Consider the following 26,783-nt stretch of genomic DNA (forward strand, 5'->3'; position numbering starts at 1 on the left):
TTAGTAATAATGATTTAAATGTCTAAATAAGGGGATGGAGAATGACTGGATTGAAAATAAGAGTGGAGCGTCTTAGGGAAGAACAAATAGGCGATATTGTATCATTATCTTCTTATATTGGGTGGGATTATAACAGAGAAGAAATTGAGACTATTTTTAACGCAGGGATTGTATACGGTGTTTGGAATGAGAGAGAGGAACTAATTGCTAGCGCGGCAATAATATTATATGGAGAGAAATTAGCGTCTATCGGAATGGTGATTGTACATCCAGATTATAAGGGGAGAGGGATTGGAAAAGCGATAACGAATTCATGTATTAAGAGCGTATCAGCTCATACTCCCATTATGCTGATTGCTACGGATGAAGGGAAACCTTTATATGAAAAATTAGGATTTAGGGCAGTAAGTTATGTTTCTAAATACATATGTAACTCGTACGATGCGAATGATTATTGTGTAAGAAATGAAGATTATATGATGAATTATAAAGAGGGTGATTTAGAAAAAATAATAAAAATAGATGAATATGCGTTTGGAACAAATAGAAAACAGTTTTTAAAGAAAAGAATTATGCAAAGTGATCAGTGTGTTGTTGTAAAGGATATAAAAGAAAATGTAATAGGATACGGTATAAGTATACAAACACCAGAAAATAAAATAATAGGGCCGGTTGTTGCTAAAAATGATGAGATGGCAATGAGAATTGTACATGATTTAGCAAGAGAGCATGATGGGAATTTAAGAATGGATGTACCAGAAGGAAAGAACGATTTTCTGAAAGAATTAGAGATTGCTGGTTTTAAAAAGGTGAATACACCACCAATTATGATGAAAAATAGCAATCGGTTATTAAAAAGAAATAGTGAATTATATAGTATTGCGGCGCAAATTTTTGGATAAAAAAGAATCCTTTTCACGCAAGGATTCTTTTTTATCGTTCATTTAATCGCGATATTGGTCATGGGTTGGTTGAAAGAGATCTTCCTTGATATCTCTCACCATAGAAAAATGATCGACGTTATAATGCCCATGTAAAATTTTATTATGGTGACCAATAATTTGTTCTGCAGACAATACGTTAGAATCAGTTGTGGAATGACCGTTTTTAATTAATGTAACGTCAAAGCCTTGTACAGTTGCTGTCCTAACAGCGGTGTCGATGCAATGTTCTGTTTTACATCCACCTATAACGATATGGTTAATTTTTTCTTCTTTTAAAAGTTCAAGTAAAGAAGTGCCATAGAATGAATTTGTTGCTGCTTTATTAATAAAGATTGCAGACTGAGGTACTTGAATTTGATTATGTACTTCAAAGCCTACGCCACTACCAGATGCAACATCGATATCTCTTACGAAAACGATAAGAGCATTGGAATCTATTGCTTTCTGCAGGGCTGTATTGAGTGTAGATAATAGCTCGGTTTTATGAAAAACTTCACTTTCTTGTTCATTTCCATCAATTAATTCTTGCTGAGCATCGATAATTAATAGTGCTTGTTTCATCATGTCTCCCCTTTAATATGAAATAAGTTCCACTGTACATATTCCTTCATATTGTTAGGAAATCCTCCATTATAAACGAAGTAGACGATTGATTTACAAAGTTGTCAAAGAAATTTCATTCTCATAGGGTGTAAAAACATGTATGATAGGAGATGGAGAATTTTTGAGTAGGTGGGAATATCATGCAAACAGTAGAAGATTATCTTTCATTCTTACATACGAAAGGATTTAAACTATCAGAGGAAGCACAAGGGTTTATTATGTTCGGACAAGGATATACGGGTGCATCTGATGGAATTGTAAACGCAGCGATAGAAGCGACCATTAAACATCAATTACAGTTTGATGGTAGTTATTTTGTTGCGTTATTAGAACGATTGAAAGAGGAAGAAATTACAGATAAAAAAAGCGCTAAGGCTTTTATGCGGAAGTTACAAGCGTAACTTCACGCAGCCTGCGCTTCTTTTTTTGTTTTGGAAGGTAATTCAACAAAAACCATGCCTAGGAAAATACATAGGCATCCGATAATAGCAGAGATAGACAGTTGTTCGTTTGCAACGAGAACGCCTGTTAAGGCAGCAAAAACGGGTTCCATTGCAAAAATAATTGCTACTCTCGTTGGAGACGTATGTTTTTGTGCTGATGTTTGAATGAAAAAAGCAATGGATGTCGCAAATAGGGAAGTTAGAAATAGAGCAAATAAAAAGGAAGAATTCGTCCATAGTGCTACTGAAAATAATTTTTCCCAATCTTCAAACAAAAAAGCGCAAATAGAAGAAAACATACCGACAGCTAATACTTGCGACGTGCTTAACAATAAAGGTGATATTTTCTTAGAAAAGAAGCCGTTAACAAGAATATGGGCAGCGAAAGCGACTGCGCAACCGAGAACAAGTATATCTCCAATGTTTAATTGAAAAGAATCACCAGCCGTTAATAAGTATAAACCTGCTGTTGCTACAGCAATACCCATTACGATAAAAATGGTAGCTTTTTGTTTTAAAAAGATAAAAGATAAAATTGGTACCATAACGATACTAAGCCCTGTTAAGAAACCAGCTTTTGAAGAAGTTGTATAAAGTAAGCCGAATGTTTGTAATACATAGCCAACGCATAAAAAGAATCCAACGATTAATCCCGCGAGACTGCTCTGTTTTATATCTTGTTTTGAAGCTTTTTTTGAGAAAATCATTTGAACGAATAATAAAATAATTCCAGCGAATAAAAAGCGAATCCCATTAAACGTAAATGGACCAACGAAAGACATAGCATTTTGAACGACAACAAACGTAGCTCCCCAAATAAAAGACACAAATAATAAAGCAAGAGGAGCAATCCAATCTTTTTTCACACTCATACCCCCGTTAATTTTGTAAGATAGCTTTTCTAGCTAATTCATCAGCGACTTTATTTTGACTACTTGGAATCCACTTAATAAAAAAGAGATCGAAATTTTTTATGTACTGCAGTGCTTCCTCTAATAGAGGTGCAAACATTTTATTTTTTGCGTATTCTTTTTCAATAGCTCGCTCGACAAGTTGCGAATCTGTACGAAAAGAGACAATGTTATAATTATGCTCCGTGCAATATTTTAATGCCGCAAGTAAAGCGTGGTATTCTGCTTCATGATTGGACATTGTCCCAAGGGGGAATGATAATTGTACAGCTGGTTGAACCCCTTTAATAAATACTCCTGCACCAGAAGGACCAGGATTTCCTTTTGATGCACCATCAATATATACTTCAATCAAAATGAGAAACCTCCAAATGATAAGATGATCCCCTACTTATATATTTCTTTGAAGTAGGGGATAGAGTAATTAGCCAATTGTAATGCTATAACGACATGTAAATGTTTCATTCGCTTGTAAAGTTTGAATTCCTTTTTTTTCCTTGAAATCTTTTGCTGGATTTACTTCATCAGCAATACCGTACCAAGGTTCGATACATAGGAAAGGTGCGTTCTCGCCTGGTGTCCATACGCCGACAAATGGAAATCCGTCAAATTCTACTTTTACAAATTTATTATGCTTATGAGAACGAATAGAGATTTCATCAGTATTCATATTTTCAAAAATAAGCGCATCATTTTTAAATAAATCGTATGTAAGTGGTAACTCATTCGTATTTTCAGCGATTAATTGCTTTTTACTTGAAAGGTAAGGTCCTTCTAATACACTTGTTTCTAAGTGTTCAGAACCATTAAATGATAGATGATAATCTGTAAATGATTCACCTTCTAATAACGGGAAATTGAAACCAGGATGTGCTCCGATTGAGAAGAACATCTCTTTTGAAGTAGGATTGTTTACTTCATATGTTACATGAACGATTTGTCCGTCTAGCTCATAAGACACGAGTAATTCGAATTCGTATGGGTATTTTTTTAATGTTTCTTCATTGCTAGTAACGATATAAGTGAGTTTCATTTCACTTTGTTCTTTTACAGAGAATGTAAGATCACGAGCAAAGCCGTGCTGTGTTAAAGAATAAGGTTTACCATCTACGTAGTATGTATTATCTACTAATCGGCCGACAATTGGGAATAAAATGGGTGCGCGGCGTCCCCAATAAGTGGAATCACCTTGCCATAAGTATTCTGTATTGTCTTCTTTTAAGCGCACGCTTTGTAATTCTGCACCTTTGTCAGAGATGGTAACGATCACTTTTTCATTTTGAATTGTTGCAGTCATGAAGTAAAACCTCCTAAATCTTTCATATATTTCATTATACGTTTTCTAAAAGAAAAAAGGTAGTTCATGATAGGAATCTATTGACGAAAGGGGGGGCTACCGCGTAAAATATAATCTTGTTGCTTAAAAAACGAATAACGTGGTTCGAAACCATCCCACGTAAAAAAACTAAGGAGATTTTGTCATGAATATTAGAACATTAGTCGGTAATGGTATTTTAGCGGCATTATATATTGCTGTTTCTATGCTTATTCAGCCATTTGGCTTTACGAGTGTACAGTTTCGTATTTCAGAGATGTTTAATCATCTCGTTGTATTTAATAAGAAAGCAATTTACGGAATTGTATTAGGTGTATTTTTAACGAATCTCTTTTTCTCACCTATGATCGCTTACGATTTAGTATTTGGAGTAGGGCAATCTATTCTTGCACTAGTTGCAACCATTATTTCTATGCGATTCATTAAAGGTGTTTGGGCTCGTATGATTTTTAATACAGTTATCTTTACAATTACAATGTTTATGATTGCAATTGAACTTCATCTTGCATTTGATTTACCATTTATGTTGACTTGGTTAACATGTGCAGCCGGTGAATTTGTTGTAATGGTTATTGGTATGCCTGTAATGTACTGGATTAATAAGCGAGTACAATTTGAAAGATTTATGTAATAGATGAAAGAGCTATTCCTAAAGGGATAGCTCTTTTTGCATGTGATAATATTGAATATAATTCAGAGACTCTTGATAAAATATAATAAAATAAAGTGAGGCTTTCATTAGCTGGATACATATAAGAAGTCTTACATAAGGGGAATCTAGTATGAAATATAAAATTCATTGGTTGTATAAAACAAAGCGCGGTTTGCAGACGGAATTAACGACAGATTATATGAACATAGAAGATGTACTGCAATTTGCAGAGGATTTCGAGAAAACAGGAAGAGTAAAAGAATTATTATTTTACGATGAAATGGATGCAGAATGGTCATTAAAAGAGATGAAAAAACTGAGTAAGCAAGTGGAGGATGAGCCCCAAGAAATACTCGTTTATTTTGATGGTGGTTATGATGTGCAGACGAAAGAAGCTGGAGTAGGTATATGTGTGTACTATAAAAAAGGAAATAAAAACTACCGAATTCGCCGCAACGCATATATAGAAGGTATATATGATAATAATGAAGCCGAATATGCGTCATTATTATACGGTATGAATATACTCGAGGAATTAGGGATTAAGTATGAAGCAGTTACACTTCGCGGGGATTCTCAAGTCGTATTGCAACAATTGGCCGGAGAATGGCCTTGCTATGATGAGCATTTAAATCATTATTTAGACCAAATTGAACAAAAAGCGAAGCAAATGAAATTAAAACTTGTATGCGAGCCAATATCTAGAAAACAAAATAAAGAAGCACATCAATTAGCAACGCAAGCATTAGAAGGAACAGTCATTGATAGTCATAAAGAAATAACCGAATAGAGAGGTGCAACCGTGGATAAAAAGCAACTCATTACAGAGGTAAATGACTTATTAGAAACGTATTGTGAAGGGTGTTTTTTGCGAGAACATAATCGAAAGACAAATAGTAAATATTATGCTCATTCATTTTGTATTAAGCAATGTACAGTTGGAGAAACATTGAAAAAGTATGGGGAACAGTTGTCATAAAAAAACATCCAGAGAACATTCTCTGGATGTTTTTTTAATGCATTGCTTCGTTTAATTGCTGCTCGCATTTGCTTAATTTCTTTTCCTCATTCATTAGAAACGGCTCATCTAAATCTACCGCAACAGATTTCATAATTTCAAGCTGAGAGCGAGCTGCTTCTACAGCAGTTGCGGCATGCTCTAAAGTGTCTGGATCCATTGAAATTGTTGCTGAACCCACCATCTTTTGTGCTGTTTCTACACGGAATTTTACTTCTTCAAAATCATTTACTTCTGATCCCATTATTACTGCCTCCTTTGTATATTGCGCATTTCACATAGTTTTTGCTCTGGAAAACGGAAATATACAAAGGAATAACAAAGGAGGTTACCAAGTAAGGTAACCTCCTGTCATATGTTGGATTAAAGTTTTACTACGTTAGCAGCTTGAGGTCCGCGGTTTCCTTCAGTGATATCGAAAGATACTTCTTGACCTTCTTCTAAAGCTTTGTAGCCTTCGCCTTGAATCGCAGAGAAATGTACGAATACATCGTCAGCGCCTTCAATTTCAATAAATCCAAAACCTTTTTCGTTGTTAAACCATTTTACTTTTCCTTGCATGTTACAATTCCTCCTAAAAACATTTGCTTTTTTCATTTAGTGAAATTCATTTAAAAAGATAAGATAGACTAAAAATGCTATAATCTTGAATATTCTGCTAAATGATTAATTTAAATATACACGAATTGGGAGAATTTAGTCAAGTAAGCGATTTTATTTTTTTGTATTTTTAAATAATTTTCCAGCCGAATTTTTAAATTGGTATAGGACAGGCCGAGTATGTAATAGTCTTAATTGAATGCTATACATAATGAGGTGAAAGAATGAATGAGTCTTATTTATTAGATAATGAAGGAATGAAAATGAGAACAGATATACCGAATTGGGTTGCAAAAGAATTTGAAAATTTTTCAAATGTCGTATTAGAACCAACCTTCCCATGTTATTTTGGTTTAACTGCTTTAAAAAAGAATGAACTTCGTTATTCCTTTCTCTCTCATAATGATTGGAGCCATTTGCCGCATACAATGTTATCTTTTTTAGAGTTAATGAAAGAACGCCCAATTGTAAGAAGAGGCTTTTTTCTTTTTGTGGAACCAGAATGTGAGGAACAATCACTGGAATATTATCGTGATTACTTTTGGAAAGTACTACAATATTTACATGAAAATGATGATCAAACATGGCCGAAGCAAATTCCTGAAGAACCAGATCATTACTTATGGGAATTCTCATTTGGAGGGGAACCGATATTCGCATTTGGAAATGCGCCAGCTTATAAACAACGAAAAACTAGGCATTTAGGAAATTCTCTCGTTATTGGATTTCAGCCACGTACCATTTTTGATGGATTAGAAGGCGACCGTCCTAAAGGAGCATATTCAAGACAAACAGTCCGAGATCGAGTTGAAAAGTGGGATCAGTTGCCGAAACATCCTAACATTAGTCATTATGGTGATCCAGATCATCGTGAATGGAAACAATACTTCATAGGAGATGATGTAGAGCCGATAAAAGGAAAATGTCCTTTTCTTCATAAGATAGAAAAGTAAGAGCCATCACCCGAATGGCTCTTTTGTATATTTTGGATAAAAAAGGGTATTTTAGTAGTAAATATTTTGATGAAAGCTAGTCTATTTTTAATTATTACATCATTACTTAATAGTAAAGGGAGTAGAAAGGATAGAGCGATGTTTGGAGCGATTATACAACAAATTGTATTAGGGATTTCATTAGCGGCGCCAGTAGGTCCAATTAATATTGAAATGTTAAAACGAGGAATTGAACGAGGTTTTTGGCATGCGTGGGTTGTTGGAATTGGTGGAATGACTGCAGATATTTTGTTTATGCTTCTCATCTATTTCGGTTTATCTTCTGTGTTTATGTATACATATGTACAAGCTTTTATGTATTGCACAGGGTTTTTCTTATTATTTTATTTAGGATTTCAAAGTGTAAAACAAGGAATTTCCAACTCGAATATGGAATATAAAAAAGAAGAGGTAGGTGGTCTTAAACAATCGTTTATGGCAGGTTTTTTAATTGCGATATCCAATCCATTAAATCTTGTTTTTTGGTTTGGTATATACGGAAGTACACTTAGCTCATTGCTTACGAAGGTCACGAAACAAGAAGCCTTTTTGTACAGTCTTTGTATTATCGTTGGTATTATTTTGTGGAATTTAAATATTGCTTTTTCTGTCCATTTTGGCAGAACTTTATTGAAGCAAAAAGCACTTGGCTATATAACAGCCGGGGCAGGTATTATTTTAGTGGGATATTCTATCCATTTTGCATACAAAGCTTTACAGTTGTTCACATAAGATTGAAGGGGAGATTTTTATGTATCGAACCACTATTGACGGAAAAGAAATTATTATTACGTTAGCACCAAAAATCCGAAAAGAAATTACTGATAGGAATCCACTATATGAAGCGGTATTTCATAATGCAGCAAGGTTATTACAAACAAAGCAACCAACGTTTGCGGTAAATCATGAAGTATTTGGGCTTATTATTGGAGAGGTGCAAAGAGGAGAAGTAACAGTGTTTGCGGTGGAACATATTATTCCAAAGCAAAATATATTTGGACCGAATAATTTTTTCTCGACAATAGAGCAGCAGGCAAATTTGTAAAGTGAATAGAATAAAAATAGAAAATAAAAGAAATAGTCGTAACGATATGTTGCGGCTGTTTCTTTGGAAAAGGGGGAAGGAAGATGAAGAGAGTGGGGAAAGAGTTCTTTTTACAACATGATATCGTTATTATGTATAGTATTCTATTTATTTTTATCATTATTTTAAAAATGCAATTTTTCACATGGGTCGGTATGTTAGCGTGTTTGTTTGGGATTGTTTTTTATACGCTTAACGAATATATGACACATCGGTTTTTATTTCACTTAAAGCCACCTAAAAACGTATTTTTATTAAAAATGTTAAGAAGATTACATTATGATCATCACGTGTATCCAGATGATTTAAAACTTTTATTTTTGCCTGTATGGTTTAGTATACCTAGCTTTACTATATATTTACTTATATCATACGCTGTAACAAAAAGTATTACTGTTACACTTTCATTCGGAATCGGAATGATTATTATGCTTCTCGTTTATGAATGGAAACATTATATTGCACATAAGCCGATTCGCCCCGTTACTAAGTTTGGAAGATGGCTTAAGAAACAGCACATATTACACCATTATAAAAATGAAAAGTTTTGGTTTGGTGTCTCAAATCCAGTATTCGATTTTATATTTGGAACACTTAAAGATGGAAAAGATGTTGAATTAAGCGAAACAGCTCGTAATTTAGAAAAAGAGAAAAAAACAGAAGTGGTGCGATAAGCACTACTTTTTATTTTGTTTTAATGGGAATAAAAGCTCGATTGATACGGGTTGAAAAGTAAAAATTTTATGTTGAAAAAGTATATTAAAAACTTAGGGGAAATTGCTGAAAAATGTCTATCGAAAAATCTTTGCAGGAATGTATGGATTGTCTAAAATGAAAATAAGTTTCTGAATATTTATAAAATTTAGTCTTTTGGTATGCGAAGGAGAAATGTATTTCTAGTAAGAGAGGGGATCGGAGAATGAAACGAGATGATACTTCAGCACGTAAGTTACAAAATGAGGTGAATTATACAGAGGTTGTTCAGTCAGAAGAATTTCAATTACTATTAAATAAGAAAAAGAAGTTTATCGTTCCGATGAGTATTTTCTTTTTAAGCTTTTTTATTGCACTACCTATTTTAACGTCGTATTCAAAGGTGCTCAATACACCAGCATTTGGTGATGTTACATGGGCATGGGTATTTGCTTTCGCACAATTTATTATGACATGGGCATTATGTATGATTTATAGCAAAAAGGCGGAATCCTTTGATGAAATCTCGCGAAAAATTCTACAAGATATGCAAAAAGGGAGGGGCTGAACTTGAATACGACTGCGTTTGCACTATTTTTAATTATTGTCCTTGGTACGCTAGTCATAACCTATTTTGCATCGAAAAAAACGAAAAATGCGAGTGAATTTTATACGGCTGGAGGGGGATTAACTGGTTGGCAAAATGGGCTGGCCATTGCGGGAGATTATATGTCTGCTGCGTCATTTCTTGGTATAGCCGGAGCGATAGCGTTAACTGGGTTTGATGGATTCTTTTATAGTATCGGCTTTTTAGTTGCTTATTTAGTTGTTCTATACCTTGTCGCAGAACCGCTTAGAAATTTAGGGAAGTACACGTTAGCGGATATGATTGCGGCACGTTTTGATGCGAAAAAAGTTCGTGGAGTTGCAGCGCTTAATACGATGACGATTTCAATTTTTTATATGATTGCACAATTAGTTGGTGCGGGTGCACTTATTAAACTATTATTAGGCATTGAATATACAACATCTGTATTAATCGTCGGCACACTTATGACTGTGTATGTTATTTTTGGAGGAATGACAGCTACGAGCTGGGTTCAAATTGTAAAGGCTGTACTACTTATGGCTGGTACATTTATTATTTCTATTATTGTTTTTTCCAAATTTAATTTCAGTGTGACTGAAATGTTCGCTCAAATGAAAACAGCTACGCCGTTAAAAGATTCGTTTTTAAATCCAGGAGTAAAGTATAAAGATGGTCTTGATACGCTTTCTTTAAATTTAGGACTAGTCCTTGGTACTGCAGGATTACCACATATTCTTGTTCGCTTTTTTACAGTACGTGATGCAAAAACAGCACGTCAATCTGTTGTATACGCTACGTGGTTAATTGGTGCATTTTATATTATGACAATTTTCTTAGGGTTTGGAGCAGCGGCGTTTGTAGGAAATGAGGCGATTATTAAAGCAAACCCTGCTGGTAATATGGCAGCACCTTTATTAGCTAAAGCGTTAGGTGGAGATTTCTTATTTGCTTTCGTATCAGCCATTGCCTTTGCAACAATTTTAGCTGTAGTGGCAGGACTTGTATTAACAGCAGCATCAGCATTCGCACATGATTTTTATAATGAGATTCTTCGTAAAGGAAAATCAACGGAAAAAGAGCAAGTATCCATGGCTCGTTATGCGTCTATTGGAGTAGCGGTATTGTCTATTATACTAGCGTTATTTGCCCAAACATTAAACGTAGCATTTTTAGTTTCGTTAGCATTTGCAGTTGCAGCGAGTGCAAATCTACCGGTTATATTATTCACAATATATTGGAAACGCTTTAATACAACGGGTGCCATCTCTGGTATGATTGTTGGTCTTGTATCAGCCATTGTTCTTGTAGCGTTAAGTCCAAATGTTTGGAACCCTGTAGCTGGAAAAGCTATATTTGTTGGGGAAGCGATATTCCCATATACGACACCTGGAATTATTTCGATCCCGCTCGGATTCCTGGCAGCATATTTAGGAACCGTTTTATCTAGTAAGAAAGAAGATGCTACGAAATTTGATGAGATTCTTGTGAAATCTAATACTGGCCATGGTATTAGTGATGCATCCTCGCATTAAAAAAGAGGAGCTTTTCGATAGATAAGAAAAGCTCCTTTTTCTTGTAAATATTACTGTATTGTTAGTAGGATTTTGTCTTAATTTTGTGGAATGAAAATAAGCAGGGAGAAATGTAAATCATCATGGCACCAGCGCAGCTTTTGTGAAAAATAAGTTGTTATGGAAGGTGGAAGAAATGATGAAAACGAAACAGACTGATGAATTATTAGCAAAAGATGAGCAATATGTTTGGCATGGAATGCGTCCCTTTAGTCCAAATAGTACAATGGTAGGGGCAAAAGCAGAAGGGTGCTGGGTTGAAGATATACAAGGGAAAAGATATTTAGATGGTATGAGTGGTCTTTGGTGTGTGAATAGTGGATATGGAAGAAAAGAGCTCGCAGAAGCGGCTTACAAGCAATTACAAACATTATCATACTTTCCGATGTCACAATCGCATGAACCGGCTATAAAGCTTGCAGAAAAATTAAATGAGTGGCTTGGGGGAGAGTATGTTATTTTCTTCTCTAATAGTGGTTCGGAAGCGAACGAAACAGCTTTTAAAATAGCAAGACAATACTATGCTCAAAAAGGTGAACCACATCGTTATAAATTTATGTCACGTTACCGCGGGTATCATGGAAATACAATGGCAACGATGGCAGCGACGGGGCAAGCACAGCGTAGATATCAATATGAGCCATTTGCTTCAGGATTTTTACATGTAACGCCGCCAGATTGTTATCGTATGCCTGGAATAGAAAGAGAGAACATTTATGATGTAGAATGTGTAAAAGAAGTAGATCGTGTTATGACATGGGAATTAAGTGAAACGATCGCAGCTTTTATTATGGAACCAATTATTACGGGCGGGGGCATTTTAATGCCGCCACACGACTATATGAAAGCAGTTCATGAGACGTGTCAAAAACACGGGGCCTTGCTCATTAGCGATGAAGTAATTTGCGGTTTCGGACGTACAGGAAAAGCGTTTGGATTTATGAATTATGATGTGAAGCCAGATATTATTACGATGGCAAAAGGGATTACGAGCGCGTATTTACCATTATCAGCGACAGCTGTGAAAAAAGAAATATATGAAGCATTTAAAGGGAAGGGTGAATATGAATTCTTCCGTCATATTAATACATTTGGTGGAAATCCTGCGGCTTGTGCATTAGCGCTTAAAAACTTAGAGATTATGGAAAATGAAAATTTAATTGAGCGCTCTGCACAAATGGGCTCGCTTTTATTAGAGCAATTAAAAGAAGAAATTGGAGAACATCCACTTGTTGGGAATATTAGAGGAAAAGGTCTACTAGTTGGAATTGAACTTGTAAATGATAAAGAGACGAAAGAGCCAATTGATAACGACAAAATTGCAAGTGTTGTAAATGCTTGTAAAGAAAAGGGCTTAATTATAGGACGAAACGGTATGACAACAGCAGGGTATAATAACGTCTTAACATTAGCACCGCCGCTTATTATTTCAAGTGAAGAAATTGCCTTTGTTGTTGGAACGTTGAAGACGGCGATGGAACGTATTTAATGAATCGAGCGAGCTGTAATATACAGCTCGCTTTTGTTTATTATGTGAAATATGATAAATTTTCAAAGGGAGGGGAATTTCATGACAAAATATGATCCTAGTCAACATTATCACATCGGATATTATGAGGATGGATATGATTTAGAAGTGACAGCATACAAAAGAATATATGAACCAGTTTGGGATACTTATATTCCACACTATGAGGCAGATGATTTTTATAAGAAAGTGGAAGAAATGAAATTAGGTGAATATATCGATGATTATGGCATTATGGTTTATTCATTTAGTAATGATATTGATGATGAAGAAGCACGAATTATTTTTGAAAAATGGTTAAAAAAGAACGGGATTGTTTAAAGGTAAAATAAAAAGAGATTGCTACCTTATAAGATAGCAATCTCTTTTTATTTTATGAAACTTATTTACTTGCTTTCATTGCTTTATCTTTTGCACCAAAAGTGTATTTTAACATTGGTGGTGTAATCATTGTAGTTAAAATAACGACAATAACGATAGCTGTAAAGTAATCTTGTGCCAATAGACCTGAAGAAAGTCCTGTTCCTGCGATGATAAGTGCGACTTCACCACGAGAAACCATTCCAGCACCGATAATGGCAGAAGACTTAGCGTCAAATCCAGTCATTCGTGCACCAAATCCACAACCAATTAGTTTCGTTAATACAGCGATTATTGTTAATGCTAAGATGAACCAAATTTGATTGCCAATACCGTCAAATGTAATATTCATACCGATACTTACGAAGAACACGGGAACGAACATAGCGTAAGCAATTGGTTCTACTTTCTTTTCTACTTCATGTTTGTAGTTCGTTTGAGAAATAGCGATACCAGCTGCGAAAGCACCGATAATACCAGCAATTCCTAATAGTTCGCCGAAATATGCGAATGAGAAACAGATGATAAGAGCCGCGCTCACGATAGACTCAGATACGCGTAGTGGTGATAACCAGCGCATAATCGCAGGAACACCTTTCCATCCGATTAAAATAATAGAAGCGAAGAATACAACTTTCTTCAAGATAACCATTGTTAAGTTAACATCGTCTGTACCTAAGAAGCTCATTGCAAATGCTAATAAAATAACAACAAGAATGTCATCAAATACAGCCGCACCAAGCATCGTTGTACTTTCACGTGTTTTCATCTTGCCTAAATCGCGAAGTGTTTGTACGGAAATACTAACACTTGTCGCACATAGGAGTAATCCTAAAAATACAGCATTTCCTTGTTCCATTCCCATAACAAGACCAGAAACGTAACCACCTACGAATGGAAGAATAATACCTCCAAGTGCAACAGCTAAAGAAGAATTACGATTTGCGTTTAATTCTTCTAAGTCTGTTTCAAGTCCTGCCATAAACATTAAAAGAATAACACCGACATTACTTAATTGTGTTAGAAGCTCTGAATTCTCAATCCAACCTAATACAGCTGGACCGATAACGATACCGACAATTAATTTACCTAGTACAGAAGGTTGACCTAATCTAACACTAAGATCACCAGCAAGCTTTGTACTTAATAAAATAAGTGCAATTTGAAAGAAAAATTCGAATTCCATCGGATCCTCTCCTCATCATTTTTATTTTTATCATACGATTTCTCGGAATTTGCCTAATGAAAATATGTAAAACCCATTAAACAAAGGGTCTAGTTACAAGTTCTTTTGAACTCGTAATTTGAACCTGTAATTAATATATAATAGATTTTACAAAAAATCAATGAAAAAATGGGGGCTTTTTTAGAGGGAACCTGTGTTATAGAGGATATAGGTATAAAAGTAGCGTGTGAATTTTATATGTATGAAATAGTATGAAGTCCTTTTTCATTACGAATAATAAAGCCTAAATACTATTTCACGAGTTATAACTGTGAAAGGGAGGGTTTATAGTTTGAATTCATTAAAAAACAACGTGTCTATTGTTGCTTTAGGTGGAGTAAATGAAATAGGGAAAAATATGTATGTTATTCAATCTGAAAATGATATTGTCGTTATTGACTGTGGTTCAAAATTTCCAGATGAAAGTTTATTAGGAATTGATTTAATCATTCCAGACGTCACATACTTGCAAGAAAATAAAGAAAAAATTCGCGGATTAGTAGTGACGCATGGACATGAAGACCATATTGGCGGAATACCATATTTTTTAAAACAACTAAACGTACCAATCTATGCGACGAAGTTAACGTTAGGTTTAATTGAAATTAAATTAACGGAACATAACCTTCAAGATGATACAGAATTAATCGTTATTCATTCAGAATCAGAAATTGATTTTGGTGCTATCAAGACAACTTTTTTTAAAACGAATCATAGTATTCCAGATTGCCTCGGTATCGTTTTTCATACACCAGAAGGTACTATAGTACATACAGGTGATTTTAAATTTGATTTAACACCAGTTAATAATCAACATCCTGATATTCATAAAATGGCTAAAATAGGTAGTGAAGGTGTATTAGCTTTAATATCGGAAAGTACAAATGCAGAACGACCTGGCTTTACCCCATCAGAAAGGTCGGTAGGGGAACGAATAGAGGAAATATTTATGAAAGCAAATAGGAAAGTGATTATTTCTACTTTTGCTTCTAATGTGAATCGTGTTCAGCAAATAGTTGAAGCTTGTATAAAAACAAATCGAAACCTGGCTTTGCTTGGGAGAAGTATGGTAAATGTAGTAGAAGTTGCTCTAGAGAAAGGGTATCTAAATATTCCAGATGGTATGTTAATTGAAGCAAATGAGGTAAATCGTTTAGATCCAAAGCAGGTAGCAATCCTTTGTACAGGAAGCCAAGGAGAACCAATGGCAGCTTTAGCGCGTTTAGCTAGTGGAAACTATAGGCAAGTGGATGTTTTGCCAGAAGATACGGTTATTATAGCCGCAACTCCTATTCCAGGAAATGAACGTAACGTTTCACGAATTATAGATAATTTATTTGCATTAGGAGCAAAAGTAATTTACGGATCAGGTAGTTCGACTGGAGTCCATGTATCCGGTCATGCATATCAAGAAGAGTTGAAATTGATGCTCACTTTAATGAAGCCAAAGTATTTTATCCCAATTCATGGAGAGTTTAGAATGCTACATCACCATAGTTTGTTAGCAGAATCAATTGGTGTTGAAAAAGAAAATATATTTATCGTTCGTAATGGGGATGTTGTAGATATAAGTAACGAAGTGGCAATTCAATCTAGAAAAATACAGGCAGGAAATATATATGTAGATGGATTAGGAATTGGTGATGTTGGAAATGCCTTATTACGTGATCGTAAACAACTTTCAGAAGATGGAATGCTCGTAATAGTTATTACTTTTAATAAAGTGGATGGAGAAATAATTTCAGGTCCTGATATTATTTCTCGTGGATTTGTATATGTTCGTGATTCAGAAGAATTTTTGAAGGAATTAAATAAATTAGCTGTTAGTACGATTAATAATGTAAAGAAAGAGAAAGTGAATAGCTGGGGTATTTTGAAAAGAGAAGTAAGAGAAGCTTTAGGGAAGTATATATATACTAATACGAAAAGAAAGCCGATGATTCTTCCTATAATAATAGAGGTTTAATAATGAATAAAAAGAATTCTCGTATGGGAATTCTTTTTTGTTTTGAAGACAAAATGAACATATAATGAAATAAATAGAAATTGGAAGGGAATAAAAGATGTTATTAAATAAACGCTTTACAATTGGAGAAATGGCAAAAATGCATAATATAGCGGAATCTACTTTACGTTATTATGATGAAAAAGGAATTTTTCATCCGTCCATTGTGGACCCGCAAACGAATTATCGCTATTACACAATCGATCAGTTCTCACTATTAGATACGATTAAATTTTTACGTCAATTAAATATTCCATTAAAGGAAATTAAGAAGTATATTGATGAAAGAAACCCAGCATACGCACTCAATTTACTGGGAAAACAACAAGAAATGATGTTAAAAAAACAAAGAGAGATTGAGTATGCTTTGGCGAAAATGGAGCATAGAATTCATTTAATTAAGGAAGCAACAAAAGCAAAAGCTGAACAAATGGTAATTAAAGAGATACCGCAGCGGAAAATTACAGCAATTGCGGTTGCCCCGAATACGACAGATGATATGTTTGAGTACTATATTCATTCGTTGCAAAAAAATATGAGGCAAATGGATGATAGCTTATTTTCTGGAGATATCGGTGTAACCGTTGCAAAAAAAGGATTAATGCAAAAGGAGTTTCAAGCGTATAGTAGCGTGTTTATTCTTTTGGATTATATGCCTTATGAAGTGCATAATTCAGATGAGATTAAGGAAGGTTTATATGCTTGTTCTTATCATCATGGACCTTATGAAGAAACAGATGCAACGTACAAGGAATTACTTGCGTACATTGATCAAGAAGGGTATGAAGTAAGTGGAGATGCGATTGAGATTGCATTAATTGATTGGTCTGTAACAGAAAATCCAGATGAGCAAGTAACGGAAATTCAAATCCCTGTAGTGAAAAAATAAGATGAAAATCTTTGAACTAATTACAGATTTACATTCATTCGTATAATTCAGTTACCTATTTTTTAATTCTCTCTTGACCTTCAAGTTACTTAAAGGTTTAAACTGTGAACAGAGCGTTGAAAAAAGGAGCATAATAGTATGGAAGTAACAGAAAAATTAAGAGAAAAACCAATTAAAAGTTTATTTATTTCTTATTTAATACCAGCTGTTCTCGGGATGGTATTAATGTCAGTTAATATTGTAATTGATGCGGTTATGATTAGTAGGGGAGTTGGAGCGACCGGTTTAGCAGGAGTAAACGTGGCTATACCAGCATTTTCAATTTTCTTCTCTATTTCATTGTGGATCGGAATGGGCGGGGCAACGTTATATTCCATTGCACTAGGTGAAAATAAAATAGAAAGAGCAAGGTCTATTTTTACTCAATCTATGACGGTAGCAGTCATTATCGTAGGTGTTTTAGCGGCGATCTGCTTATGGAGAATAGAAGATTTAGCATATTTATTCGGTGCAAACGAAGTAATTTTACCGTATGCGTTAGATTATTTACACGTGTTATTAACATTTGGAATGATATACGTTTTAGAAAATATTTTAAGTACATTTATCCGAAATGATGGGAATCCTAATTTAGCAATGGCAGGTCTTGTTGTAACAGCTGTATTAAATATAGTGTTTGACTATATATTTATTTTCATTTTTGGATGGGGCGTAACAGGTGCTGCTTCAGCAACTATTCTTTCAGCAGCGATTGGTTTCCTTGTATTATTAACACACTTCTTTAGAAAAAGTAGTATTTTAAAATGGACGAAATTCCATTTTGAATGGGATACGATTAAACAAATTATGATAATAGGTTTCCCAAGCTTTACAACAGAAAGTACGGTCGCAATCGTAACGATTGGTTTTAATATCGCATTTGTCCAATATGCAGGAGAAGTAGGTGTTGCTTCCTATGCGATGGTGAATAGTATTCACGCGATGACATTACTATTATTCTTCGGTGTAGGTGCTGCATTGCAACCAATTGCTAGTTTCCATTACGGTGCAAATTTAGCAGAAAGATTGCGTGAAGGGTTACAGTTTGCTGTGAAAATTGCAGTTGTACTTGGCGGCGTTGCGATAATTGTCGGATTATTCTTCGGGAAATATATTATTGGTCTATTTGATGTCCAATCTCCACAATTATTGGAGTTAACATTAACAGGTATTAGTTTGTTCTTTATCCAATACGTATTTTTAGGCTATAACATTGTGTATGGCGAGTACTTCCAATCAGTGCGACAAACAAAGAAATCAGTACTGATTATAATGAGCCGAGGGCTACTATTTATTATTCCATTATTATGGATTATGCCAAAGTTATTTGGAATAAACGGAATTTGGCTCGTTATGCCAGTAGCGGAAGTAATAACAGCGATTATCCTATTTACGATGAATCGTATGAAACATCCTGTTCCATTGAATATGGCGGGAGAGAAAGAAGCGATATAATGAAGAAAATCCCCTTGAGTAAGTAAGGGGATTTTTTATTTTTTTAAACTAATAGCAAAAGATCCATCTATTTCTTGAACAGACGCAAAGGCAACGTTTTTAATATTTGTGATGCCTTTTTCTTTTAATTCTTTATATAACCACTTTTCGTCCTTATGAATTAACTTTAAGTTATCGTATTGAATTTGCGAATCAACGATAAGGGCAATTGGTAATCCAGCATACTTAACATCTATGTTCAAATCTTTCGGAGTTAATGGGACAAGTTCACGCTTTGGTAAAATGCTAATGGCTCCATTTGCTTCTAAAATAGCGTATTCAATTTCATGAACACTTGGGTATCCTGCGACGCGAAGGTTAGAAAGTAATTCAGCGATGGGATATCTACTTTTTTGTAAGTTCTCAAAAATAATGTCACCATGTTTAATTAAAATAATAGGGTGCCCGAGAATGAAACGATTTAGTTTGTTGAATAGGCTTAATTTTGTAAGAATTAAATGTAAACATGTAATAACGACCATACCGAGAAAAGCTTGCAAAGCACCAGAGACTGGTATGGCTTGAAAAGCTAAATAAGATAAAAAGATAATAGCACCAAAATCATGAGGAGTTAGTTGTGCTAAAGCAGATTTACCGAGCATCTTAAGCGATAGTAAAAATAAAATAAAAAAGAACGATACGTTACATAAAAAGAGAAGCAATAGGGACACTCCTTCGTGCAAAGTTGTACTTACTGTTCCCGAAAGGAATATAAATATTACTTTCTAGAGGATAAATTAGGTTGAATTGGAATTTGTCTGTATACAAACAAATAAATGGATATTATCATGAAAGAAGCAAAGAACATAGGAGTATATGGATATGAAAAAGAAAAAAATAATTAAGTATATGATAGGAATTATAATGGTTTGCGCCGTTTATGTGGGATTTTTACAATATAACATTTATAAGCATGGGCAAATGAATGCGACCTATGAAGCTGATTATATCATTGTATTAGGCTCGAAAGTAAACGGAACGAAACCATCTTACTCATTGCAATATCGTATTGATAAAGCAGCCGAGTATTTGAAATCACATGAGAAAGCAATCGCTATCGTGTCTGGAGGGAAAGGAAAAGGGGAAGATATTTCAGAAGCATTAGCAATGAAAAATGAATTAATGAAATTAAAAATTGCAGAAGACCGCATTATAATGGAAGATAAGTCAACGAGTACAGATGAAAATATTAAATTCTCAAAACCTTTAATTCCGGACAATATGAAAAAAGGAATGATCGTAACAAACGATTTCCACATGTTTAGAGCGAAAAAAATAGCAGCAAAACAAGGTTTACAATTAGAAGGTCTTCCGGCCGACACACCGAAGCGAATTGTCATTCCATCAAATATACGAGAGTATTTAGCCATTACGCAATATTGGTTTATGAATCGAATATAGTGAAAGTGATCCCGCCTAGCATTCTAGGCGGGATTTTTTGAGGAGAATCTTACAAATATGTCACCTTAATGAAAGGTAAAGCGATAGTTTCTAAAATGGATTCCTGACATAATGAAGATAACAAAAATTATTTAGAGGTGAATCGGATGAAAGGAAATAATATATTATCTTCACTATGTTACTTTAGTATCTTTTTTGCACCATTTTTACTACCAATTATCGTGTACTTTGTTGCGGAGGATGAAGTGAAATACCACGCGAAAAAAGCATTTTGGTCACATATTTTCCCGTATGCGATTTTATTTGGTGGATTAGCAGTATCCGGCATATATGGTTTAAGCTTCAATCAATCTGATGGTGCTGGAATTGGAATGATGATCACATATGCAGTATTTATTCTTGTAGGGATTTATTACTTCATTTGGAATATCGTAAAAGGTATTAAAGTTTTGAAAACGGCGTAATAAGACAAGATATAATTCGGAGTGAATTTGTCGTTATTTGTCGGTAAGTCGATATCACTTGTCGAATCGTCGATATATTCGAAAAATCGTTGATATAGTGCAAGGAATCGTCGATATATTTAAATAATCGTCGATATAATTTCATGTACCGTATTGATAGACGTTTTAAAAAGAGCAATTCAAAAAGAATTGCTCTTTTTGTGCTTATAAGTTGTGAATATTGAAAAAGATATGTTAATTTTTCATTATGAAGAGAAAAAAGGAGTGTTTTTCATGAATGAGATCATACATAAAATGGAGCAACACGTTTCAGTTCGTAAATATAAAGAAGAATCAATTCCGAAAGATGTAGTAGAAAGAATGGTGCAAGCTGCGCAGCATGCTGCTTCCTCGCATTTTGTACAGGCGTATTCTGTTATATATGTAACAGATCAAGACCTAAAAGTTAAACTAGCAGAGCTATCCGGAAATCGTCACGTGAAAGACTGCGCAGCATTCTTTGTTTGTTGTGCAGATTTAAAACGACTTGAAATGGCGTGTGAACAACATGGTACAGAAATAAAGCATGAAGGAGTAGAAGACTTTATAGTTGCGACAGTAGATGCTTCATTGTTCGCGCAAAACTTAGCGTTAGCAGCAGAATCGTTAGGATATGGTATTTGTTATATTGGTGGTATTCGTAATAATCCGAGGGAAGTAAGTGAATTGCTTCATTTACCAGATAAAGTATATCCTATATTCGGAATGACAGTTGGTGTACCAGATGAAAATCATGGAGTGAAACCGCGTTTACCAGTAGCAGCAATCCTTCATGAAGATGGGTATGATGAAAAGAAATATGATGAATTATTAAACGAATACGATGAAACGATGAGCTCCTATTACAAAGAAAGATCATCAAATAAGAAAAACGTAACATGGACGGAATCAATGAGTTCGTTTATGGCTAAAGAAAAAAGAATGCATATGAAAGAGTTTTTAAGTGAAAAAGGATTTAATAAGAAATGAGTAAAAAGGCAGACCTGTATGCAGGTTTGCCTTTTTTGGAGGAGAAATATGATGGTCTTCGAATAAGTATAGGGGGAGGGGATACTATGAAAAAAGCTTTAATCTTTTTATTTGATGGATTTGCAGAGTTTGAAGTGAATATAGCTAGTTTATTTTTGATAAGTAAGGAATTTGAAATAATAACAGCAACTGTAGACGGAAAAACCGTTACAGGAGAAGGCGGCTTTTTGTGTCAACCACATGTCTCTATCGAGCAAATTAAAATAGAGGACTATGAAGTGTTGATCGTACCAGGCGGACATATTTTTGATCATTTAGAAAATGAACAATTGTTATCTATTGTGAACGAATTACATAAGCAAAATAAATGGATAGCGGGTATTTGTGCCGGAACATCTTTACTACATGCAGCAGGAGTGCTGAATAAGAAAAAATTCTCAACATCATTAACATCAGATGAAAAACAGTTAGCGCATTTACATGAATGGGAATATAAACAAAATAAAGATGTAACCGTTGATGGAAAAATCATAACAGCGGTAGGGTCTGCGTATGTTGAATTTGCTGCTGAAATAATGAAGCAGCTCAACTTATTTAATGAAGCTGAAGCAAAGGAGAACTTGCAATATTTTAAAAATGTAACAGAGCTGTGTAATGAAACGTTAGTATAAGTGAAAAAAAGCGGCATAATAGCCGCTTTTTATCGTTATCACGTTTAAAAATATAACGATACTTCATTTAAAACCTATCTGTTATGGCACAATCTAAAGCACCTTCTATAATAAATGCAAACTTTCAATAAGAAGATACATACCCGTGCAACTTAGAAGGATATACGTAAATATTTTGAAAATCCGTTGATTAAGCCATTTGAAAATAATTTGGCCTATATACAAACCTAGAAATACGATTGGAATAGCATACAAACTTGATTCCCAAATTGTTTTGTTTGTGCCAGTAAAGAGTATTTGAGTTAGTAGACTAATGAAATATATAAATAGATAAAAAGCTAAAGTAGTTGCTCTCAACTTCTCTTTTTTCGTATTAGTTCCTGTAAAGTAAAGTAACAGGGGTGGTCCTGGCATACCGATACTTGTCGTTAAAAGACCTGATAATCCGCCTACTAAGAAATCTCTAGATTTTGTTGACTTAATCTTAAAGTTGCATATTAGCATCAACGTTAATAGTAAGAGCAGGATGCTAATTACTAATTTAAAAGTGTTGATGTTAATGGAAATGAAAATGAAAATACCAAAAGGAACACCAACTATACTTCCGAAAATTAATCTTTTCAGTAGAATAAAATCAATGTCCATTCTTATTTTCCAAATGAGTGATATGGAAATAATTAATGATAAAATGATATTTATTTGTATAGCTTCTTGTGGTAGAAATAACATGAGTAAGAAAGGTGTTGCCATAATAGAAAAGCCAAAACCTGTACTTGTTTGTAAAATAGAAGCTACTAATATAATACATATGAAAATGAATATAATCTCCAAAATAGTCCTCCTATATAATCAGATCTAATACATATTTTAACATGAAGTGAAACTTTAATCAGTGGGGGGGTACTGTCCTTTAATACGGGAAAAAAGCGGCAAAATAGCCGCTTTTTATCCTTTTTGGCAAGAAGACTCCATCTGATTTGTGTTACGGGTGAAACCCAACAATTCAGGTGGAGATGAATGGCCGTCAGAAGGTAGGCTGAACTCTTTTGTTTCGTTCATAACAATTTTTTGAGGGCAAATATTTGTTTCTGTTTGTCTTACGATATAATCTGCCCTTAGATAAGGAGGGAATAGATCGTAAAACAACGAAATTGGATAATCATAATCATTTTGTTACTTGAGCCAATAGGAATTGCGATGAAGACCATGTTCACATTTTGTTTCGTTTCGTTCCAAATATTGATTTGTCAAAAATAATTAACAGTTACAAAAGTGTTAGTTCTCTTTTCGTAAGACGAGATTTCCTAAGATAAAACATTATCTTAGGGAAGAAATAATTTTAATGAACTCTCTAAGAAAGGTGGTGAAAACAATGGCTAAAAAGAAAGCAGTGAAAGTATTACGTAAACAAAAGAAAAGAGAAAATATGCAACGATTCACGCAGAAACAAAATATCGGACGAGCTTGCCTCACAGCTAAAGAATTTCGTTTACTGCAGCGCATGTCACATAGTTCAAAAGCGTTGCGAAATGTCGGGTTGTACACGATAAAACAAAGTTACCTGAATCATAACAAGATGGCTACTGTAAAAGAAGTGGACACTGCCATGCAGGTTGATATGAACTACTGGGGTGTTCAATCAAACTCTGTTCAAGCGATTCGTAGAGCCTTATTTACAGAAGTGAAGAGCTTTTTTAAAGCATTGGAACAGTGGAAGAAAAATCTTGAGAAGTTCACAGGTCGTCCGAAGTTTCCAAATTATTCTCGTTCAACTGACAAACGAATCATTGAAATCTATCAAGTGCCAAAAGTGGATGAGAACGGATATTGGATCATTCCTATGAATGCTGCATTCAGGAAAAAATTCGGTTCCATTCAAATACGTATGCCTAAAAACTTGAGAAAGAAAAAAATCTCCTATATTGAGATTGTACCGAAGCAAAAAGGTCGGTTCTTTGAGGTGCATTACACATATGAAATGCACGTTTCTCAAATGAAGAAACCATCCACGACTACTAGTAACGCTTTGAGTTGCGATTTAGGTGTAGATAGATTAGTAAGTTGCGTGACAAATACAGGTGATGCATTTTTAATTGATGGAAAAAAATTAAAATCCATTAACCAATACTTCAACAAAAGGATACGTAATCTCCAACTGAAAAATGTGGAAAACGGACTTTCAAAACGCGTTGTAACGAACAAAATTGCTGCACTTTGGCATAAACGAGAAAAACAAATCAATGGTTATCTTTCACAAACGGTAGGCTTTTTGTTCAAAAAAGTGAAAGAATTCGATATAGATACGTTTGTTGTAGGGGATAACGCTGGCTGGAAACAAAAATCTGATATGGGGAAAAAGAGTAATCAAACATTTGTTCAAATCCCATTCCATAAACTGATGGCAGCGATTGAGAATAAATGTGTAAAAGAAGGTATTCGCTTTTTAAAACAAGAAGAAAGCTATACTTCAAAAGCTAGTTTTCTGGATAAAGATCCGGTTCCAGTTTGGTCTAAGGTTGATAAGATGCAGTATCTCTTTAGTGGCAAACGAATCACACGTGGTCTGTACCAAAGTAAATCAGGGAAATGTATTCACGCTGATATTAATGGTGCATTAAATACATTGCAAAAATCAAGAGTTGTAGAATTGGATGACAACCTCAAAGTGAAAACGCCGATTCTATTCGAAGTGCAAAAACGTAAGGCTGTTGCTTTGCGCATAGCTTAGTGGGTGTGTCAACCATCCATGTGTACTCGACTTGTCGGGGCTTGTAGCACACGCCAGATTCATCTGAGTGGTGGCTTCTTTTGCAAGGAAGAACTGCTCTTTTTCGAAAGGGTGGTGCAAGTGGGAAAACAATCGTTCGTTGCCAGTACCAACCAAAAACATACTTGGGGTGTTACCATAAGGTGACATGAGTGCTAGAGCGTCAAACTGTCTAGTGATAGACGAAAAGACCTAGCGTTCAAACTCAAGCCCCCACTGAAAGGCTTTATCTCAGTGGGGGTAGTTGACGTTGCATTTAATATTCCAATGATGACTCTGTCGCTTTAAAATATTTTTCCCGTGAAGGAGTCATTACCCGGATTGCTAATAAGCAGGAAAGGAAAAGAATGAGTAACGAGCTACTTATTACAGTAATTTGAACGGAAAGAAATTGTGCAGATGCCCCAATTGCTAAAACGAAAAAGATTTGGATGAAATTTTTTATGGAATCAAACACGCTATCGATACGTCCTATCATATGTACAGGGATGTTATTTTGATAAAATGTTATAAAGCCAGTACCAGCAAATGATGAAGAAATGCCAAGTAAAATGAAACCGCCTGCTGCGACTATAAATGAATTTGAAAAGGCGAAAATTACATAGCCTATTGCTGTGAAAATGGTCCCTAATCCGATACAATATTGAATTGGTAATCGTTTGGCAAAGAGAGAGACAAGGAATGAACCGGAAACGTAAGCAGCTCCAGTTATACTAACAAGCATGCTATACTCTATATCGGATAAAAACAGTACTTGATTTGTGAAAACAACTTCTTGTGAATCGAGTGCCATAGAAACAAGCATAGTCGCTTGAAATAAAACGAATATGAGAATAATGTAAGTTTCCGTTCGAGCAAATGAAAAAACTTGTTTCCAATCACTTCGTAATGTTTGTACGAAAGTATTTGTAACTTCTTCGTTTTGCTTTGTTTGTAATGTAATGTTTGGCAAGAAGTAAATAAGAATGGTAGAAAGAAGAAAGGAAAGTGAGTTGCAGTAAATAACAAAGGCTGCTGAGTACGTGGTGAGAAGTATTCCAGCAAGAGCTGGACCGATAATAAAAGCCCCGCTTGTACAAAAGCTACTCCAAGCGTTGAATTGAGCGCGTTCTTCGGCAGGTATAAGCATTGTTTTATAAGAAAATGAAGCTGGATCGAAAAATGATGTAGCGATGCGAGTTAAAAAGATAAACATATAAATGGTCCAAATAGAATCAAATAGTGGAACACAGCCAATAAGAGCTGCCCGAATGATATCTGTGATGAGCATAATAGACCGTTTGTTTAATCGATCTACTATACTACCAGACCATATTTTTGTAACAACGGTGGCAATTGGACCGACAATCCATAATCCTGCTACAGCAGCAGGGGAGTTTGTGCTATTTAACACCATTAAGTTTAGAGCGATAAGATACATAAAATCACCTAAACGAGAAATTCCTGTTCCCGACAATAATAATAATTTATTTTTCATGAACAAATGGCCCTTTCTT

Annotated in this window: 31 protein-coding genes, 1 pseudogene and 1 riboswitch; of the genes and pseudogenes, 22 read left to right on the top strand and 10 right to left on the bottom strand. The window is 34.7% G+C overall.

What is annotated here, in order from left to right:
* The first annotated feature begins 41 nt into the window (after positions 1–41).
* Complete coding sequence (locus ATN06_RS08290; protein ID WP_060630239.1) at positions 42–902, top strand: GNAT family N-acetyltransferase; 861 nt, start codon at positions 42–44, stop codon at positions 900–902.
* A 42-nt stretch (positions 903–944) separates the two neighbouring features.
* Here ATN06_RS08290 and ATN06_RS08295 read toward each other — a convergent pair whose 3' ends face one another.
* Entirely contained in the window at positions 945–1,505 is a 561-nt protein-coding gene (locus ATN06_RS08295) for a cysteine hydrolase family protein (protein WP_060630240.1), read from the bottom strand.
* A 182-nt stretch (positions 1,506–1,687) separates the two neighbouring features.
* Here ATN06_RS08295 and ATN06_RS08300 point away from each other — a divergent pair, with 182 nt between their 5' ends.
* Positions 1,688–1,948 (top strand): DUF6123 family protein, encoded by a 261-nt coding sequence (locus ATN06_RS08300; RefSeq protein WP_001195212.1) that lies wholly within the window; start codon positions 1,688–1,690, stop codon positions 1,946–1,948.
* 2 nt (positions 1,949–1,950) lie between these two features.
* On the opposite strand, the gene ATN06_RS08305 is transcribed toward ATN06_RS08300, so the two are convergent.
* The 3 genes from ATN06_RS08305 to ATN06_RS08315 all read right to left on the bottom strand — a co-directional run bounded on the left by ATN06_RS08305 (position 1,951) and on the right by ATN06_RS08315 (position 4,198).
* The gene (locus tag ATN06_RS08305; RefSeq protein ID WP_060630241.1) at positions 1,951–2,856 is read right to left on the bottom strand and encodes a DMT family transporter; all 906 of its coding nucleotides are present in this window, start codon (positions 2,854–2,856) and stop codon (positions 1,951–1,953) included.
* Between the two features lie 13 nt (positions 2,857–2,869).
* On the bottom strand, positions 2,870–3,256 hold the full coding sequence (locus tag ATN06_RS08310) for a reverse transcriptase-like protein (protein WP_060630242.1): 387 nt from the start codon (positions 3,254–3,256) through the stop codon (positions 2,870–2,872).
* Positions 3,257–3,325: 69 nt separating this feature from the next.
* The gene (locus ATN06_RS08315; RefSeq protein ID WP_060630243.1) at positions 3,326–4,198 is read right to left on the bottom strand and encodes an aldose 1-epimerase family protein; all 873 of its coding nucleotides are present in this window, start codon (positions 4,196–4,198) and stop codon (positions 3,326–3,328) included.
* Between the two features lie 133 nt (positions 4,199–4,331).
* A riboswitch (PreQ1 riboswitch) is annotated at positions 4,332–4,376 on the top strand.
* 6 nt (positions 4,377–4,382) lie between these two features.
* Here ATN06_RS08315 and ATN06_RS08320 point away from each other — a divergent pair.
* The 3 genes from ATN06_RS08320 to ATN06_RS08330 all read left to right on the top strand — a co-directional run bounded on the left by ATN06_RS08320 (position 4,383) and on the right by ATN06_RS08330 (position 5,868).
* Positions 4,383–4,868 carry a QueT transporter family protein gene (locus tag ATN06_RS08320; protein ID WP_060630244.1) on the top strand — a complete coding sequence of 162 codons (486 nt, stop codon included), beginning with the start codon at positions 4,383–4,385 and terminating at the stop codon, positions 4,866–4,868.
* Between the two features lie 151 nt (positions 4,869–5,019).
* Entirely contained in the window at positions 5,020–5,679 is a 660-nt protein-coding gene (locus ATN06_RS08325) for a ribonuclease H family protein (protein ID WP_060630245.1), read from the top strand.
* 12 nt (positions 5,680–5,691) lie between these two features.
* On the top strand, positions 5,692–5,868 hold the full coding sequence (locus ATN06_RS08330; RefSeq protein WP_060630246.1) for a zinc-finger domain-containing protein: 177 nt from the start codon (positions 5,692–5,694) through the stop codon (positions 5,866–5,868).
* Positions 5,869–5,902: 34 nt separating this feature from the next.
* On the opposite strand, the gene ATN06_RS08335 is transcribed toward ATN06_RS08330, so the two are convergent.
* Both ATN06_RS08335 and cspB read right to left on the bottom strand, forming a co-directional pair.
* Entirely contained in the window at positions 5,903–6,151 is a 249-nt protein-coding gene (locus ATN06_RS08335; RefSeq protein ID WP_060630247.1) for a DUF2564 family protein, read from the bottom strand.
* 119 nt (positions 6,152–6,270) lie between these two features.
* Positions 6,271–6,468 carry a cold shock-like protein CspB gene (gene cspB / locus ATN06_RS08340; protein WP_001161727.1) on the bottom strand — a complete coding sequence of 66 codons (198 nt, stop codon included), beginning with the start codon at positions 6,466–6,468 and terminating at the stop codon, positions 6,271–6,273.
* A 263-nt stretch (positions 6,469–6,731) separates the two neighbouring features.
* Here cspB and ATN06_RS08345 point away from each other — a divergent pair, with 263 nt between their 5' ends.
* From ATN06_RS08345 to ATN06_RS08380, 8 genes are all read left to right on the top strand, one after another.
* Entirely contained in the window at positions 6,732–7,460 is a 729-nt protein-coding gene (locus ATN06_RS08345) for a YqcI/YcgG family protein (RefSeq protein ID WP_060630248.1), read from the top strand.
* A 138-nt stretch (positions 7,461–7,598) separates the two neighbouring features.
* The gene (locus ATN06_RS08350) at positions 7,599–8,231 is read left to right on the top strand and encodes a LysE family transporter (protein ID WP_060633108.1); all 633 of its coding nucleotides are present in this window, start codon (positions 7,599–7,601) and stop codon (positions 8,229–8,231) included.
* A 19-nt stretch (positions 8,232–8,250) separates the two neighbouring features.
* Positions 8,251–8,544: a hypothetical protein gene (locus tag ATN06_RS08355; protein WP_060630249.1), complete on the top strand. Its 294-nt coding sequence runs from the start codon at positions 8,251–8,253 to the stop codon at positions 8,542–8,544.
* 83 nt (positions 8,545–8,627) lie between these two features.
* A complete protein-coding gene (locus ATN06_RS08360) occupies positions 8,628–9,257 on the top strand; it encodes a sterol desaturase family protein (RefSeq protein ID WP_060630250.1) in 630 nt (209 codons plus the stop codon).
* A 245-nt stretch (positions 9,258–9,502) separates the two neighbouring features.
* A complete protein-coding gene (locus ATN06_RS08365) occupies positions 9,503–9,844 on the top strand; it encodes a DUF485 domain-containing protein (RefSeq protein WP_060630251.1) in 342 nt (113 codons plus the stop codon).
* A 2-nt stretch (positions 9,845–9,846) separates the two neighbouring features.
* Positions 9,847–11,397: a solute symporter family protein gene (locus ATN06_RS08370; RefSeq protein WP_060630252.1), complete on the top strand. Its 1,551-nt coding sequence runs from the start codon at positions 9,847–9,849 to the stop codon at positions 11,395–11,397.
* 178 nt (positions 11,398–11,575) lie between these two features.
* A complete protein-coding gene (locus ATN06_RS08375) occupies positions 11,576–12,925 on the top strand; it encodes an aspartate aminotransferase family protein (protein ID WP_060630253.1) in 1,350 nt (449 codons plus the stop codon).
* Positions 12,926–13,006: 81 nt separating this feature from the next.
* Complete coding sequence (locus ATN06_RS08380) at positions 13,007–13,285, top strand: DUF3986 family protein (protein ID WP_060630254.1); 279 nt, start codon at positions 13,007–13,009, stop codon at positions 13,283–13,285.
* Between the two features lie 61 nt (positions 13,286–13,346).
* On the opposite strand, the gene ATN06_RS08385 is transcribed toward ATN06_RS08380, so the two are convergent.
* The gene (locus ATN06_RS08385) at positions 13,347–14,510 is read right to left on the bottom strand and encodes a cation:proton antiporter (RefSeq protein WP_060630255.1); all 1,164 of its coding nucleotides are present in this window, start codon (positions 14,508–14,510) and stop codon (positions 13,347–13,349) included.
* Positions 14,511–14,841: 331 nt separating this feature from the next.
* Here ATN06_RS08385 and ATN06_RS08390 point away from each other — a divergent pair, with 331 nt between their 5' ends.
* The 3 genes from ATN06_RS08390 to ATN06_RS08400 all read left to right on the top strand — a co-directional run bounded on the left by ATN06_RS08390 (position 14,842) and on the right by ATN06_RS08400 (position 18,937).
* Positions 14,842–16,515, top strand: a complete 1,674-nt coding sequence (locus ATN06_RS08390) for a ribonuclease J (RefSeq protein WP_060630256.1) — start codon at positions 14,842–14,844, stop codon at positions 16,513–16,515.
* 97 nt (positions 16,516–16,612) lie between these two features.
* Positions 16,613–17,443 carry a MerR family transcriptional regulator gene (locus tag ATN06_RS08395; RefSeq protein WP_060630257.1) on the top strand — a complete coding sequence of 277 codons (831 nt, stop codon included), beginning with the start codon at positions 16,613–16,615 and terminating at the stop codon, positions 17,441–17,443.
* A 138-nt stretch (positions 17,444–17,581) separates the two neighbouring features.
* On the top strand, positions 17,582–18,937 hold the full coding sequence (locus ATN06_RS08400; protein ID WP_060630258.1) for an MATE family efflux transporter: 1,356 nt from the start codon (positions 17,582–17,584) through the stop codon (positions 18,935–18,937).
* A gap of 35 nt (positions 18,938–18,972) precedes the next feature.
* Here ATN06_RS08400 and ATN06_RS08405 read toward each other — a convergent pair whose 3' ends face one another.
* A complete protein-coding gene (locus ATN06_RS08405) occupies positions 18,973–19,638 on the bottom strand; it encodes a DUF421 domain-containing protein (RefSeq protein WP_000923930.1) in 666 nt (221 codons plus the stop codon).
* A gap of 160 nt (positions 19,639–19,798) precedes the next feature.
* On the opposite strand from ATN06_RS08405, the gene ATN06_RS08410 reads away from it, so the two are divergent.
* The 4 genes from ATN06_RS08410 (at position 19,799) to ATN06_RS08425 (ending at position 22,520) form a co-directional block, all read left to right on the top strand.
* Entirely contained in the window at positions 19,799–20,377 is a 579-nt protein-coding gene (locus tag ATN06_RS08410) for a YdcF family protein (protein ID WP_060630259.1), read from the top strand.
* Between the two features lie 146 nt (positions 20,378–20,523).
* Complete coding sequence (locus tag ATN06_RS08415) at positions 20,524–20,841, top strand: magnetosome magnetite crystal formation protein family (RefSeq protein ID WP_000678044.1); 318 nt, start codon at positions 20,524–20,526, stop codon at positions 20,839–20,841.
* A 273-nt stretch (positions 20,842–21,114) separates the two neighbouring features.
* Positions 21,115–21,849 carry an oxygen-insensitive NADPH nitroreductase gene (nfsA, locus tag ATN06_RS08420; protein ID WP_060630260.1) on the top strand — a complete coding sequence of 245 codons (735 nt, stop codon included), beginning with the start codon at positions 21,115–21,117 and terminating at the stop codon, positions 21,847–21,849.
* Between the two features lie 86 nt (positions 21,850–21,935).
* A complete protein-coding gene (locus tag ATN06_RS08425; RefSeq protein WP_060630261.1) occupies positions 21,936–22,520 on the top strand; it encodes a type 1 glutamine amidotransferase family protein in 585 nt (194 codons plus the stop codon).
* Between the two features lie 105 nt (positions 22,521–22,625).
* On the opposite strand, the gene ATN06_RS08430 is transcribed toward ATN06_RS08425, so the two are convergent.
* Complete coding sequence (locus ATN06_RS08430; RefSeq protein ID WP_060630262.1) at positions 22,626–23,351, bottom strand: sulfite exporter TauE/SafE family protein; 726 nt, start codon at positions 23,349–23,351, stop codon at positions 22,626–22,628.
* Between the two features lie 359 nt (positions 23,352–23,710).
* Here ATN06_RS08430 and ATN06_RS29790 point away from each other — a divergent pair.
* A pseudogene (locus ATN06_RS29790) lies at positions 23,711–23,871 on the top strand (transposase); the annotation flags it as partial.
* Between the two features lie 21 nt (positions 23,872–23,892).
* A complete protein-coding gene (locus ATN06_RS08435; RefSeq protein ID WP_060630263.1) occupies positions 23,893–25,248 on the top strand; it encodes an RNA-guided endonuclease TnpB family protein in 1,356 nt (451 codons plus the stop codon).
* Positions 25,249–25,543: 295 nt separating this feature from the next.
* On the opposite strand, the gene ATN06_RS08440 is transcribed toward ATN06_RS08435, so the two are convergent.
* On the bottom strand, positions 25,544–26,764 hold the full coding sequence (locus ATN06_RS08440) for an MFS transporter (protein WP_060630264.1): 1,221 nt from the start codon (positions 26,762–26,764) through the stop codon (positions 25,544–25,546).
* Positions 26,765–26,783: the final 19 nt, after the last annotated feature.

It is taken from the genome of Bacillus thuringiensis (genome assembly GCF_001455345.1).
Classification (GTDB): domain Bacteria; phylum Bacillota; class Bacilli; order Bacillales; family Bacillaceae_G; genus Bacillus_A; species Bacillus_A thuringiensis_N.